Source organism: Collinsella sp. An271 (genome assembly GCF_002159695.1).
GTDB lineage: Bacteria > Actinomycetota > Coriobacteriia > Coriobacteriales > Coriobacteriaceae > Collinsella > Collinsella ihumii.
The window spans coordinates 39003-53813 of record NZ_NFJE01000002.1; the positions used below are offsets into that span (position 1 = coordinate 39003).

Genomic DNA, 14811 nt, shown 5'->3' on the forward strand with positions numbered 1-14811 from the left:
ATCGCATCTCTCGCATGCAGGGATCCGGCCCATGCATCGCGCGAGACAAAAAAAGCGCCCCAGCCGCAGTCGGGGCGCTTTGAAGACAATGTAAGTTCGGCTTAGAAGTTGCCGCGCTTGAGGAAGTCGGGGAGCTCGAACTGGTCGTTGCCGAAGTTCGGCAGCTCGGTCCCGCCGATGTTGCGGGTCGGGGCGCTCTGGGAGCCGGAGGGGCGGGCGGCATGCTGCGGCTCGGACGCGCGCGAGCTCGCCGAGGACTGGCCGAACAGCTGATCCTGGCGGTTGACGTTCGCATCGGAGAAGCCGGTCGCGATGACGGTGATGCGCACCTGGTCGCCCAGGGACTCGTCGACGACGGTACCGAAGATGATGTTGGCCTCGGGGTCGACCGCGTTGGCGACGAGGTCGGCGGCGTCGTTGATCTCCTGGATGCCGAGGTCCTTGGAGCCGGCGATGGAGAGCAGGACGCGCGTGGCGCCGTCGATGGAGCTCTCGAGCAGCGGGCTGGAGATGGCCTGCTGGGCGGCGTCGACCGCACGGGTGTCGCCGGACGCGGTGCCGATGCCCATCATGGCGGTGCCGGCCTGCTTCATGATGGTCTTCACGTCGGCGAAGTCCAGGTTGATGATGCCGGGGACGGTGATGAGGTCCGTGATGCCCTGGGTGCCCTGGGACAGGACGGCATCGGCCATCGCGAAGGCCTCGAGCATCGTGGTCTTCTTCTCGGCGATGTCGAGCAGCTTGTCGTTGGGGATGACGATCATGGTGTCGACGCACTCGGAGAGGGTCTGGATGCCCTCCTCGGCGGACGCCTTGCGCTTGCGGCCCTCGAAGGTGAACGGCTTGGTGACGACTGCGACGGTCAGCGCGCCCACGTCGTTCATGGCGATGTCGGCGACGATGGGCGCCGCGCCGGTGCCGGTGCCGCCGCCCTCGCCGGCGGTGATGAAGACCATGTCGGCGCCCGCGAGCGCCTCGGCGATGTCGTCACGGGACTCGTCGGCTGCCTTACGGCCGACCTCGGGGTTCGCGCCGGCGCCCAGGCCGCGCGTCAGGTCGGTGCCGATGTGGACCTTGATGTCCGCGTCGGAGATGGCCAGCGCCTGGGCATCGGTGTTGATGGCGACGAACTCGACGCCGCGGATGCCCTCCTCGATCATGCGGTTGACGGCGTTGGTTCCGCCACCGCCAACACCGACAACCTTGATGACGGCAAGGTAGTTGTTGATCTCGTTCTCGTGCATGTTACGGTCCTCCGAACATCGGTGTAAGCGCTTGGCGGCCTGTCGACTATAACCCTCAAGTACAGATTAAATGTCGAGGTAAACTGCTGTATCTTTGCATATAATCCGGCGTCAAGTCAACTTTGGCATCCTCTAAATGTGAAATTCGCAGGTAAATCCCTCAACCGTTCGCGGACGGCGAACGGTGCGGTCCGCAATCGTCGCAGGTCAGGCCCAATCCATGGGGTTCCGCGCGCCGAACAACCATCTGCCCGCGTGCAGCGAGAGGACAATTGAAGGTACGCTCTGGTCACACCGCCTGATTGACGGTGCGCCTCAGGCACGCTTTTCGCACAAAAGCGTGCCTGAGGCGCACTCTCAATCAAGCGGTGTGACATATGCGTACTGTCAATCCACGCGACGCCACGGGACGCGCAGCAAACCGGCGAAGCCCTACACCGTGGCGCTCCGGAAGGTGTAAGCATCGGCCACGCGAACGTTGATATAGGTCACGCCCTGCTCCTGCTCCAGCAGGCGGCGCACGACCTGCTCCTTCTGCTGGATGTCCTCGGGCTTGCCGAGCGACACCTCGACGCCGGACTCCAGATCGCACGAGATGGCCTCGACCGAGGGGATCGAGATCTCCTTGATCTGGCTCAGGAAGTCCGCGCTGAAGCCCTTGGCGTATTCCAGGCCGGCAAGGACCGTGTCGTCGGTGACCTCCTGCCCGCTCGAGGGGGACACGTCGGTCCCCACGTCGGAGAGCAGCACGGCGCCCGCATGGCGAGCGAGCGCCACCGCCGCGTCGATGCTCTGCTGGTTGCTGGACGACGCCGACGCGGCGGTCCCCGTGGTCCCCGTGGCCTCCGCATCCGTCGACGAGCCCTCGCCGCCATCCCCCTCGGCGCTATCCGTCGAGGTCTGGCCCGTGCTCGCGGAGGCGAGCGAGACCGGGGCGATCCAGTGAGAGTCCTCGCTCACCGCCCACGCGATGTCATCGGCGGACAGGTAGACGATGGCTTGAACCTTGCGTTCAACCGGCGTGATCACGATGGTGTGCGGGAACTGCCTCTCGATATCGACGCTGCTCACCCAGGGGTTCTGCAGCAAGGCGGCGGCGATGTCCTCGTCGCTCACGTTGAACAGCGTCGACCCCTCGGGGACCGACACGAGCTGCTCGACGGTCTGCTGCGGGACGTGCTCGCTGCCGTTGACGACGACGCCGGTGACCGAGAAGAAGCTTGAATTGACCAGCACGGCGGCACCGAGGCCGAACACGAGCACGACCGCGAGCACGACGGCCACGATGATGCGGGGCGCGGACGGCAGCGTCGGCTTCACGCGCGCGGACGCCGCGGCGGACGGCTGCGCGGAACCCGTCGGAGCGAACCCCTTCCGAGCGGTCGAGAGCGCGGCGCCGGCACCCGCCAGAAGCTTGACGGGCTGGGAGCTCTTCAGATCGAACTTGTGGGACGTCGGCCCCTTCGCCCGCACCTGGCCGAGCGAGGGCGCGGATTTGACCGGCTTCGCCTTCTGTTTGACGGGGGCCTTGACCTTGGGGCCGGAAACGGGCGCGGCGAGCTTGGTCTGGGGTGCGCGCCGGGCGGGCCGTGCCGCGGGGCTCGCGGCGGCGGCGCGAGCAGGAGCTGCCTGGCGGGAAGGGACGCGCTTGATGGAGGTAGCGACCTTGCGCTTGGTCGGCGCGGCCGACGCGCTCGCACGCGCCGCAGGGCGCACGGAGGGAGATCCCGACCGCGTGCCCAGGGGCTTTGCCGACATCTGCTTGGAGCGCGAGGCGCGCGCAGAGGAGACGTGGTTGACCGCGGCGCGCTTCGTGGGCGCCACGTACGTGCGGGCAGGGGCATGCGCGCTATGGGCAACCGGCGCCGGCGATGCCGCTTTCGGCCGAGCGCCCGAGGCGCTGCGTGAGGAAGGGGCACCGGTCGAGCGCCGGAAGGTGGGCTTCTGCTTAGAAGCCGAGGAATTTGACTTCCGGCTTGAGCTCGACGCCATACGTTTCCTTTACCGTCTTGTACACGTGCTGGATGACGGCGACCACATCGCTTGCGGTCGCCGTGCCGTTGTTCACAATAAAGTTAGCGTGAACCCGCGACACCTCGGCCCCGCCGACGGAAAAACCCTTCAATCCGCATTCCTCGACCATAGCTCCCACACTTCTGTCGGCGGGATTGCGGAACACCGACCCGCATGACGCCGACCCGATGGGCTGGGTCCGCCGACGCCTGACGAGCGACTGCTCCATCTTCGAGCGGATCTCGGACTTGTCGCCCGGCTTCAACTTCAAGGTGACCTCGAGGATGATCTCGTCACGGGGAATGCCGCTCTCGCGGTACGCCCAGTACACGTCGTCGTGGCTGTAATGGCGGATGCCCGAGCCGGGCTTGTAGGTGACAACGTCCTCCACGAGCGAGCCGATCCACTCGGTGCGGGTCCCCGCGTTCATGGAGACGGCCCCGCCCACGGTGCCCGGGATGCCGACGGCGAACTCCAGGCCCGACAGCCCGCGTGACAGGGCGTCGTTCACCAGGCGGGCGAGGATGACGCCGGCTCCCACAGTGAGCGTGCAGCCGTCCTCGGCAAGCACCGAGCGCTGGAACTCGCGCCCGAGCGTGATGACCGCCCCGTCGTATCCGGAGTCGGAGACCAGCAGGTTGGAGCCCTTGCCCAGGATGACCCACGGCACGGACTCGCGCGTCAGCACCTCGACGGCGCGGCGCAGGGCATGGTAGCTGTGACAGGTGAGAAACAGCGCCGCCTTGCCGCCGATACGATAGCTCGTATGGCGAGCGAGGCGTTCGCCTTCGATCGCATCGGTGTCGATGGCGCCCGAGAGCGCCATCACGGCGTTGAACAGGCCCATCGCCTATCGGCCGTCCCTGTTCGCCTCGGCGACGTGGTCGAGATACTCCGGCCCGACCTGGGTGACGTCGCCCGCCCCCATGGTGATGAGCAGGTCGCCCTCCTCCACCTCGGCGTCGAGATAGCCCATGAGGGTCGCGCGGTCGGGCGCGTAGAGCACCCGCTTGCCCGGATGGCGCTCGGCCACCAGGTCGGCGAGCATCTTGCTCGTCACACCGGGGATGGGCATCTCGCCGGCGGGGAACACGTCGATCAGGATGAGCTTGTCGGCCTGGGCGAACGCGTCGGCGAAATCGTCGGCGAGCGCCTGCAGGCGCGAGTAGCGGTGCGGCTGGAACACGACGTCCACGTGCTTGAAGTCAAGCGAGCTCGCCGCGTTCAGCGTCGCGGCGATCTCGGTGGGATGATGGCCGTAGTCGTCAACCAGCGTGACGCCGCGCACGTCGCCCACGTGGGTGAAGCGACGGCGCACGCCCTCGAACGAGGACAGCGCCTGCGCGGCGGCCTCGGTGTCCTCGCCCACGGCCCATGCGACGGTCAGCGCGGCGGAGGCGTTCAGCATGTTGTGGCGACCGGGGTTGCTCTTGATGGTCACCTGGCGCTCGGTGCCGTCGGGCAGCTTGACGCCGAACCGGGAGGCCAGCCCGTGGCCGGCCGCATCCGGCGTGCACACGACGTCGCAGGAGGCGTCGAAACCGTAGGTCACCACGTGCAGGCCGGTCGAGCGCGCAAGATCGACCAGGTGCGAGGACTCGCCGCACACGATGACGGTGCCGTCCTCCCCCACGAGATTCATGAACTTGACGAAGGTCGCCTCGATCTCCTCGATGCCCGAGTAGTGATCGAGGTGGTCCGCCTCGACGTTGGTGACGACCACCACGTTGGGGTCGAGATACAGAAACGAGCTGTCGGACTCGTCGGCCTCGGCGACGAAGTATGCGCCCTTGCCGTTGCGGCCGTTGGTGTCGTAGCCCTCGACGATGCCGCCGATCAGAAAGCTCGGATCGAGCCCCATGCGGTCGAGCATGGTGGCGCACATGGACGACGTCGTGGTCTTGCCGTGCGTGCCGGCGACCGCGATGGTGGTGTATCCCTGCGAGAGCGCCGAGAGCATCTTGGCGCGCGGCCACACGGGGATGCCGAGCTCGCGGGCGCGAACGACCTCGGGGTTGGTGTCGGGGATCGCCGTGGAGACCACCACGACGTCGGGCATGACCTCATCGATGGTCTTGGCCTCGTGGCCCACGCGCACGTCGACACCGGCCCTCGTGAGCTGGCGGATGTAGCGGGAGGTCTTGAGGTCGGAACCCGTGACGTCGAAGCCGCGCTCGTGCAGGACGAGCGCGATGCCGCTCATGCCCGCTCCGCCGATGCCGATAAAGTGAGCGCTCTTGAACGAAGGCGCGATGGTGGTGCTAGTCTGTGCCATGTCGAATTGGTCTCCCCTTGGGACGACGATGTAATGCAGCAGCCTACTACTCTAACGCAAACGGGCCGCGCGCGGGGAGATTGATTGGCCGGCCACGCCGTCTGCACGCCTGAACGGTCAGCGGCGCAGCCCCTCCACGGCATCCGCCAGGCGCACCGCCGCCTGGTCCTGCGCAAGACCGCGGGCGGCCGCGCGCATGCGGTCGCGCTCGGCGGGATCCCCGAGCAGGCCGATGAGCTTGTCGGCGAAGGGTTCGCCGTCGATATCCGCGTCGGCGAACATGACGGCGGCGCCGGCGTCGACCAGAAAGCGCGCGTTGGTGGTCTGGTGGTCCGCCGTCGCCAGCGGGTACGGCACCAGGATGGACGGGGCGGCCAGCGCCGCGATCTCGGCAACCGACGAGGCACCGGAGCGGGAAAGCACGAGATCGGCGGCGGCGAGCATGTCGCCCATGCCGTCGATATAGGGCTGTACGCGATAACGGAGGGCCTCCTGCTCCGTGCACGCCAGCGCGTCGCGCGTGGCCTCGAAGTCATCCTTGCCCGTCGAGTGGACGACATAGACGCCATCGAGCCCCAGCAGGCGCTCCTTGAGCTCAACCATGCGTTGATTCAGGTGATGGGCGCCGAGCGATCCGCCGAACACGAGCAGCAGGGTCGCATCCTCCGGAACCCCGAGGGCGGCGCGACCGCGGGCGCGATCGCCCGCGAGCACCGACCGGCGCACGGGGTTGCCCGTGAGCTCGATCGCGGTCGAGGGGCCGGCGTGCTTCTCGAACACGGAGCGCACGCTCGGCTGTGCGATGGCGATCAGCGCCGCGCTCTTGGCGGACTGCTTGTTGGCAAGTCCCGGCACCGAGTTCTGCTCATGCAGCACCACCGGGATGCCGAGCTTTGCCGCCGCGCGCATGAGCGGCAGCTCGACGTAGGCGCCGAAGCCCACCGCGACGTCGGGCATGAGCGATGGGTCGGCCTTGAACGCCGCGATCAGGCGGCGCTCCTCGCGCACCAGATGCGCAAGCGCCGTGACGAGGGTCCAGGGTCGGGCGCGATCGAACCCCGTCACCTGGACGGGGAAGAACTCGAATCCGGCCTGGGGCACGAGCGTGCCCTCCAGGCGGCGCGTCTCCCCGAAGAAGCGAACGGAATCGCCGCGGGACGCGAGCTCCTCCGCCAGCGCGAGCGCCGGGTTCACGTGGCCCGCGGTGCCGCCGGCGGCAATGGCAACAGAGAGCTTATCGGTCATAACGATCCCTTCTCGATGATGTCCGCGGCGCACGGCGCACCTGCGGGCCGCGGCTTCTCAGGCGATCGGCGCTATCGGGCCCCAGGTCGACGCGCCCAAAGGAGCCGTCGCGGGCGGGACGCGCCGTGCGCGGGTGCGCGGGCGCAGCCTGGCGGCCGCCCGCACCCGCTCCATCATATACGGAAAACCCGCTGGTGCGACGCGGACGCGCCTCGCCCGCCGTCGACGTGCCCACATGCGCCGAGCCCGCGTCCCCGCGAGACATCACGGCGAAGCTGTCGCGGCGCATGTCGTAGACGGTCTGCGCCTCGGACTCGATCGACGCGCGCAGGATCAGGCCGGCGAGGATCATGCTCGCGATCATCGAGGATCCGCCGTAGCTGATGAAGGGCAGGGTCTTTCCCGTCATGGGCAGCACTCCGATGATGCCGAGCGCGTTGACGAGGAACTGCACGGCGAGCACGACGGCGCAGCCCTCGGCGACCAGGCGGCCGAACACGGTCTGGGACTCGCTCGCGATCTTGAACGCGCTCCAGATGAGCAGCGCGAACACCGCGAAGAACAGCACCGTGCCCACGAACCCGAGCTCCTCGCCGATGACGGCCAGGATGTAGTCGTTATGGGCCTCGGGCAGATAGTTGTACTTGATGGTCGAGTTGCCGATGCCGCGGCCGAACAGCCCGCCCGACGCGAACGCCATGATGGCGAGCGTCGCCTGGTAGCCGTCTCCATACGGATCGGCCCAGGGGTCCATCGTGACCAGGAAGCGCTGGAGACGGTAGGGCGCCGCGATCATGGCGAGAACGCCGCCCACCGCGATCACCGCCACGAAGAACAGGGCGTAGCGGACAGGGAGGCCGGCCAGGAACATCATCGTGAACACCGTCATGCCGATGATGAGGGTCGTGCCGAGGTCGGGCTGGACGATGATGAACACGAGCGGCACGCCCACGGCGATCGCCATGCGGGCCGCATACGTGTTGATGTCGATCGCGCGCTCCGCATAGTACTCGGACAAAAGCTTGGCTACCACCAGGATGAGCGCCGGTTTGAGCAGCTCGGAGGGCTGCAGGGTGAAGAAGCCGAGGCTGATCCAGCGCTGCGCGCCGCCGCCGACCATGCCGACGAGGGTCACGGCGGCCAAAAGCACGAGGGCGACGCCCCACAGGGGCCACGCGAGCCAGCGCTTGAAGTGGTCGAACAGGTTGGGGATGAAGGCCATCACCACGATGAGGATGGTGCCGCCGAGCGCGAACAGCGCCTGGCGCTCCAGATAGTGCGTGGGCGCGTACCCGTCCGAGGCGGCCTCGACCGCCGAGGCGGAGTACACCATGAGCAGGCCGAACGCGACGAGCGCAACCAGGCAGCACAGGAAGATGAGGCGGGGGCGCATGATGCGCGCGGGGACGCCGGCGATCAGGCGCTCGGCGATGCCGTCCTGCGCGGTGCCCGACTGGCGCTGGGCTCCGGCGCGGCGGCGCTCGGTGCCAGCCTGGTCCCGGCGCGTCGGGGCCCCGCCCCGCGCGTCCTGCCGCGGGTGCGGCGTCCGCTCCTGCATCTTCGTGTCGTTACCCACGCTCACCCTTATTCCTCGTCATCGTGCGCCTGGCGCAGCTTCTCCACATACGATTTGAAATACCTGCCGCGCTCCTCGAACCCGGAGAACTCGTCGAACGACGAGCAGGCGGGAGACAGCAGCACCACGTCCCCGCGCGAGGCGAGCGATCGCGCGACGTCGACGGCGTCGCGCAGGTCATCGGCCTCGGCGATGTCCACGTCCTGGTTGCGGTCGGCGTCCTCGATCGCGCGGCGGAACCGGGCGCGCGCCTCGCCGTAGCACACGACGGCGCGCACGTGGTCGCACACGTAGGCGGCGAAGTCCTCGAGCGGCGTGCCCTTGTCGTGGCCTCCCAGCAGCAAGATGACGTCGTCGTCGGGAAACGCCGTCAGGGCCTTCTCGACCGCATCGGTGTTCGTCGCCTTGGAATCGTTGTAGTAGCGCACGCCGTCGAGCTCGCCGCACGGCTCGACGCGGTGCTCGAGCGGGCTGAACGTGTCGAGGCCCGCGCGGACGCAATCCGCAGGCGCACCGCAGTACAGGGCCGCCGCGGACGCGGCCAGGGCGTTGATGACGTTGTGCTGCCCCGCGATCGCCAGGTCGTCGGCGTGGACGAGGTCGAACTCCTCCCCGTCCAGGCGCACGACAAGGCGGCTCTCGCGCACGAAGGCCGCATCGCGCGTTCCCGCGTCGGCCATGCCGAGCGACAGCACGCGGTGCCCGCCGGTGAAGATCCGGTCCGCATACGTCATGACGCCCTCGTCCTCGACGTCGACGATGATGAGGTCGTCTGCGGTCATGTTGTCGAACAGCTTGATCTTGGCCAGGGCGTAGTTCTCGTGCGTGCGGTGCCACGCCAGGTGGTCGGGCGTGATGTTGAGCAGAACGGCGACGCGCGGGTGCAGCTCATGGGTCGTCGCGATCTGGTAGCTCGACAGCTCGGCCACCATCCAGGCGTCCGGGCCGTGCTTCTCGGCCTCCTCGATCGCCGGCGTGCCGATGTTGCCGACCGCCACGGACTCGATGCCGGCGCCCTGGAGCAGGTGGTTCACGAGCGTGGTGGTCGTAGTCTTGCCGTTCGTGCCGGTGATGGCGCACCACGGCGCGCGCGACAGGCGCCAGGCGAGCTCGGGCTCGCCCATGATCTCGCCCGCATGCGCTGCGGCGGAGGCGAAGAAGTCGGAGAACTCGGAGATGCCGGGGCTCGCCACGCAGATATCGTAGTCGCCCTCGACCTCCTCGGTGCCGTAGACGAACCGAACGCCCGCGGACTCGAGGGCCCGCGTGCGCTCAGTGGGCTCCGACGAGGCGCCCCCGTACACGGTGATCGAGCTCACGCGCGCGGAGCCCGCATCGAGCGCCCAGGTCACAACATCGATCCCGGTCAGCCCCTGACCGAGCACCAGAAGCGAGAATGTTTGAGGCAACGGCATGAAGAATCACTATCCCAGCTGGAAGAACAAGGCGAAGCCCAGGGCGCCGAACGCCGCGGCGACGATCCAGAAGCGGATGACGACCTTGGTCTCGGCCCAACCGAGTTTCTCGAAATGATGGTGGATGGGGGCCATGAGGAAGACGCGCTTGCCGGTGAGCTTGAAGCTCACGACCTGGATCATGACGGACAGCGCCTCGATGATGAACAGACCGCCGATGATGAGCGAGGCGACCTCGGTGTTCGTGATCAGGCCCATGCTCGCGAAGGCGGTGCCCAGCGCGAGCGAGCCGGTGTCGCCCATGAAGATGCTCGCCGGGTAGCAATTGAACCACAGAAAGCCCAGGCACGCGCCGGCGCAGGCGGCCCCGAAGATCGCCAGGCCCGGATCGCTGCGCATGAAGGCGATGGCCGCCATGATGAGCATGGCGATCATGGACGTGCCGCCCGCGAGGCCGTCGAGGCCGTCGGTCAGGTTGACGGCGTTGGAGAAGCCCGCGATCACGAGCCAGGTGAAGATGAGGTAGAGCCACGGGATGTAGTAGGCGCGGTCGCCGATCTGGAAGACGGTCTTGATGCCGGAGAGGTCGATGGTGAAGCCTCCCGGGAAGCGCACCGCGGGCGTGACGCCGCACAGGTTGACGGCGACCAGGCAGAACACGACGCAGATGAGGGTGAGGCCGATCATCTTGGCGTGCGGGGTGAGGCCGAGCGAGCGGCCGTGGGTGACGCTCGTGACGTCATCGATCAGGCCGAGCAGGCCCGTGGCGACGGTCGCCCCGACCACGAGCAGCAGCTCGACGGAGAAGCGGGCCATGAGCACGCAGGTGAGCACGACGGAGATCAGGATGACCACGCCGCCCATGGTCGGCGTGCCCTGCTTGACCAGATGGCGCTTGGGCCCGTCGGCGCGGACCTGCTGGCCGATGCCCTCGAACTTCAGGATGCGGATCCACAGCGGCATGAGCACGAGCGCGATGAGCGCGGCGATGCCGAGGGCGAGAAACGTCTGATAGGTAGGATACAGGGGGTTGCCGATCATTTAGCACACCTCTTCCACGAAGCGGTCGAGGCCAACGAAGCGCGACCCCTTGACGAGCACCAGGTCATCGGAAGCGATCGCGTGCGAGAGGCGCGCGATCGCGGCATCGGTGGTGGGCAGCACGCTCACGCGGTCCTCGGGCATGCCCATGAGGCGCGCGGCGGCGGCCATGTGCCCGGCGTTCTCGCCGCCGACGCACACGAGCAGATCCAGCTTCTTGGCGGCCGCGTAGGCGCCGGTGAGCGCGTGCAGGCGCTCCCCCTCACAGCCGAGCTCGCCCATCTCGCCGAGGACGGCGATGCGCGAGCCGGTCGCGGGCAGCTTTGCCAGAAGGTCGAGGGCCGCGGCCATGGATTCGGGCGCCGCGTTGTACGAGTCGTCGATGATGCGCGCGCCGCACGCGGAGATGCGGACCTCGGTGCGGCGGCCGGTGATCTCCAGCTTCGCGAACTGCTCGTCGATCACGTACTGGGCGACGCCCAGGCGGTGCGCGAGGGCGGCGGCGAACAGCACGTTCACGACCGACTGGGCCCCCGGGATCGAGGCGTGCGTCCTGAACTGGGCGCCGTCCTCGAACGAGATGGTGAACGACGGGCAGCCGTCCTGCTCGAGCTCGACGTCGCGCGCGCTCACGTCGTCATCGTCGGTCATGCCGCAGAGGATGACCTCGATGCCCGCGGGCTTTGCGAAGTTCTCGATGATGAAGGGGGTGAAGTCGTCCTCCCCGTTCAGCACGAGCGCGGAATGGTGCCCCTCGAAGTTCTCGGAGCTGGGCGGCATGCCCGCCAGGATCTCCGCCTTGGCGCGCGCGATGTTCTCGCGGCTCCCCAGAAGGCCGATGTGGGACGTGCCGATCTTGGTGATGACCGAGTACGTGGGCTGCGCGCAGCGCGACAGGCGCTCGATCTGGCCGAAGCCGTCCATGCCCATCTCCAAGATCATGATCTCGGTGTCGCGCGGGGCGGACAGGATGGTCAGCGGCATGCCGATGAGGTTGTTGTGGTTGCCGCTCGTCACGTGCACGCGGTAGCGCGTGGACAGCAGCGCGGCGAGGGTGTCCTTGGTCGTGGTCTTGCCGATCGAGCCGGTCACGCCGATGACCGTGCAGTGCATGCGGGCGCGGTAGCCCTGCGCCAGGTCGAGCAAAAACTGCGTGGGGTCCTCGCAGGTGAAGACGGCGCACTCGTGCCGGTCGGCCGCCTTGATGAGGTCGCGCGCGGGCTCACGCGTCAGCACGACGCACGCGGCGCCCGCCTCGATGGCCGAGGCGGCGAAGTCGTTGCCGTCGACGCGCTCACCGGGAAACGCCACGAAGATGGAATCCTGGGAGACCTCGCGCGAGTCGATCACGACGCCGCGACACACGCGGTCGGCGTTGCCCGTCCACGGCTTCGCGCCCGTGACCCTCTCGAGGTACTTGACTGCGATTTCTATCATGCATCGCTCCTTAACGAGCCGAATATGCCGACCGTACATTTTAGCGCGACCGGCACCCCAGTTCGTGCAGGCCCTGTGGATGCTCGCGCCGTCGACATGAGCGCAAGCGAGCCCGACCCAACACGCGCCAAACGGACGTTGCCTAGCGGGTCGGCTTGACGCCGAGTGCCTGCAGGGCCGCACCCATGACGGTCGCGAAGGGCTGGGCCGCCGCGACCGAGGTGTACCCCGTGCCGTCGAGCGTGACGTAGACCTGCACCTTCGGGTCCTTCGTCGGGGCGAACCCCATGAACGACGCCAGGTACTTCCCGAGCTCGTAGCCGCCGGTCTCGCTCGCGCGCTGTCCGGTGCCCGTCTTGCCCGACACCTCGTAGCCCTCGACCTGGCCGAGCTCTCCGGTGCCCTCATCCACGACGGTGAGCATCATGTCCGCGACCTTGGTCGCCGTCTCCTCGGAGAGCACCTGCTTGTCGTGCGCGGACCAATCGACCTTCACGCCCTTCTTGGCCATGAGGAAGTGGGGCGTGGTCATGATGCCCTTGTTGGAGATGGCCGAGATCGCGCGCGTCAGCTCGACCGGCGCCACCGAGACCGACTGGCCGAACGACATGGCCGCCACGCTCGCGCCGTCGTATTCGTCGCGCGAGCGCACGATACCGGTGTTTTCGCCCGGAAAGTCGATGCCCGACGCATGGCCGATCTCGTAGCGGTCGAGATACTCGGCGAAGTTGTCGGCGCCGACCTTCTCGCCCACCAGGATCATGCCCGTGTTCGACGAGCGGCGCATGATCTCGCGCAGCGTCATGGTCATCGCGTAATCGCGGTCGTCGACGTCGGTGACCTCGTCGTCGCCGGCGAGCACCACGGGCGGCACGTCGAACGTCGTATCCACGTCGGCCACGCCCAGATCGATCGCCATGCCGCTCACGAGCGCCTTGAAGACGCTGCCGGGCTCGTAGGCGTCGGTCACCACGCGCAGGTTCATGTCCTCGGTGCGCGCGGTCGACAGGTCGGCCTGGTTGTAGGTGGGGTACGAGCAGGCCGCGAAGATCTCGCCGCTCGTGGGGTCGGTCACGATGATGGACCCGTGGTAGGCGCCGCTGTTGGCCACCGCCTCGGCAAGCGCCTCCTCCGCCTCGCGCTGGATGTTGATGTCGAGCGTGAGCACCAGGTCGTCGCCGTCGACCGCCGCCTGCTTCTCGTAGGCGCCTCCGGCGATATAGCTGCCGTCGGCGCCGCGCTCGCGCACGATCCAGCCGTTTTCGCCCTGCAGGTCCTGCTCGTACTGCAGCTCCAGGCCCGAGATGCCCTCGTTGTCGGTGTTGACGACGCCGAGCACCTGCGAGGCGAGCTGGCCGTACGGGTAGACGCGCTTGACCGTCTGCTCGAACTCGATGCCCGCAAGGCCCTCCTCCATGAGGGCGTCGGCCACGTCCTGGTCGACCTTGCGCGCCACGTAGGTCCAGGTGGTCTCCTCGTTGACCTTGTCGTTCGCGAAGCTCTTCTCGACGCCCAGGTGCTTCACGAGCGCGTTTGCGACCTTCTTCTTGTCCTCGATGTTGTACGTGTTGAGCGCGATGTTGCTGCACTCCTCGCTCGCCGCGAGCACGTTGCCGTTGCGGTCGTAGAGCGTGCCGCGCTTGGCGTGCAGCGTCGAGTTGGCGATGCGGCGCGCCTCGAGGCGCTCCATGTTGACGTCGTGGTAGAAGATCTGGTGCTGCGAGAGCTTGAAGACGCCCGCGAGCGAAAACGCACCCAGCAGGCCCTTCACGATTGTGCGGCGGGACATGAGCGCGCCGTCCGATGCGGAGCCTCCCGCACCGGAGCCGCCGCGGCCGCGCCGGTTGCCTCCCCCGCGGGCTGCGCGCGCCGAGGCGCGGTCGCGGCGCTCGCGGGAACCGTAGTCAAAACGACCGTCGCCAAAGCGACGGTCAGCAAAGCGGTCGCTCCCGTAGCGGTCGCGACCGTATCCGTTTCTGTTCTGTGCCATAGATGCGCCCCTCTTGCGGCTCCTACTGCTGGTCTGCGGACGGCTGGCCCTCGGTGGCAGACGATGCGGCCGAACCGGAAAGGTCGAGCTCGACGGTGTTCTCGGCATCGACCATGCCCAGCGTACCGGACGCGAGGTCGCGGATGCGCGTGGGGGAACCGTACACCGACTGCATGACCTCGAGGTTGGAGCTCTCGTCACGGCCGGTCTCGAGCTCGTTGGTGAGCGCGGCGTTGTTGTTGAGCGTCGCCGCCGTCGCGCTCGCCAGGCTGACGCGGGCCAGGCCGACGACGCAGAACAGGGCGATGAGCACGCAGCACACCTTGATGACGCTCACGAACGCCGGGCTGACCGCCTGGTTGGCCTGGCGGCCCTCGCCGGTGACGACGTGCAGGCTCGGGCGCTCGGCGACGCGCGGCGCCTCGTTCTGGCGGAGGCGCTCCGGTGTTGCGGCGGGTTGCATATCATAGGCGAATGCTGCGTTTGACTGACGATAACCCATGGTATGCAACCCATTCCCCTCGAAGTAAGAGTAGTGCGATTAAAGTACGTTTATGCTGCCGCTCGGGGATGGC

Annotated in this window: 11 protein-coding genes; all 11 read right to left on the bottom strand. The window is 67.7% G+C overall.

All coding sequences use genetic code 11. From position 1 onward, the window contains the following. Positions 1-101: 101 nt before the first annotated feature. The 11 genes from ftsZ to B5F74_RS01860 all read right to left on the bottom strand — a co-directional run bounded on the left by ftsZ (position 102) and on the right by B5F74_RS01860 (position 14738). Positions 102-1244 carry a cell division protein FtsZ gene (ftsZ, locus tag B5F74_RS01810; RefSeq protein ID WP_087199541.1) on the bottom strand — a complete coding sequence of 381 codons (1143 nt, stop codon included), beginning with the start codon at positions 1242-1244 and terminating at the stop codon, positions 102-104. 432 nt (positions 1245-1676) lie between these two features. Then, complete coding sequence (locus tag B5F74_RS01815; RefSeq protein ID WP_239283316.1) at positions 1677-3236, bottom strand: FtsQ-type POTRA domain-containing protein; 1560 nt, start codon at positions 3234-3236, stop codon at positions 1677-1679. After that, complete coding sequence (gene murB, locus B5F74_RS01820) at positions 3193-4104, bottom strand: UDP-N-acetylmuramate dehydrogenase (RefSeq protein ID WP_087199543.1); 912 nt, start codon at positions 4102-4104, stop codon at positions 3193-3195. The genes B5F74_RS01815 and murB overlap by 44 nt, the downstream gene beginning before the upstream one ends. A gap of 3 nt (positions 4105-4107) precedes the next feature. Beyond that, a complete protein-coding gene (murC, locus tag B5F74_RS01825) occupies positions 4108-5532 on the bottom strand; it encodes a UDP-N-acetylmuramate--L-alanine ligase (RefSeq protein WP_087199545.1) in 1425 nt (474 codons plus the stop codon). A 117-nt stretch (positions 5533-5649) separates the two neighbouring features. After that, positions 5650-6777 (bottom strand): undecaprenyldiphospho-muramoylpentapeptide beta-N-acetylglucosaminyltransferase, encoded by a 1128-nt coding sequence (gene murG, locus B5F74_RS01830; RefSeq protein WP_087199547.1) that lies wholly within the window; start codon positions 6775-6777, stop codon positions 5650-5652. Continuing rightward, positions 6767-8353, bottom strand: a complete 1587-nt coding sequence (ftsW, locus tag B5F74_RS01835; RefSeq protein WP_143753735.1) for a putative lipid II flippase FtsW — start codon at positions 8351-8353, stop codon at positions 6767-6769. The genes murG and ftsW overlap by 11 nt, the downstream gene beginning before the upstream one ends. Before the next feature lie 8 nt (positions 8354-8361). Then, positions 8362-9768: a UDP-N-acetylmuramoyl-L-alanine--D-glutamate ligase gene (gene murD / locus B5F74_RS01840; protein ID WP_087199551.1), complete on the bottom strand. Its 1407-nt coding sequence runs from the start codon at positions 9766-9768 to the stop codon at positions 8362-8364. A gap of 9 nt (positions 9769-9777) precedes the next feature. Further along, positions 9778-10809, bottom strand: a complete 1032-nt coding sequence (gene mraY / locus B5F74_RS01845) for a phospho-N-acetylmuramoyl-pentapeptide-transferase (RefSeq protein WP_087199553.1) — start codon at positions 10807-10809, stop codon at positions 9778-9780. Continuing rightward, positions 10810-12246 carry a UDP-N-acetylmuramoyl-tripeptide--D-alanyl-D-alanine ligase gene (gene murF / locus B5F74_RS01850; RefSeq protein WP_087199555.1) on the bottom strand — a complete coding sequence of 479 codons (1437 nt, stop codon included), beginning with the start codon at positions 12244-12246 and terminating at the stop codon, positions 10810-10812. It abuts the gene before it with no gap. Positions 12247-12388: 142 nt separating this feature from the next. Next, on the bottom strand, positions 12389-14236 hold the full coding sequence (locus B5F74_RS01855; RefSeq protein WP_239283317.1) for a penicillin-binding protein 2: 1848 nt from the start codon (positions 14234-14236) through the stop codon (positions 12389-12391). A 22-nt stretch (positions 14237-14258) separates the two neighbouring features. Then, a complete protein-coding gene (locus B5F74_RS01860) occupies positions 14259-14738 on the bottom strand; it encodes a hypothetical protein (protein ID WP_066833020.1) in 480 nt (159 codons plus the stop codon). Positions 14739-14811: the final 73 nt, after the last annotated feature.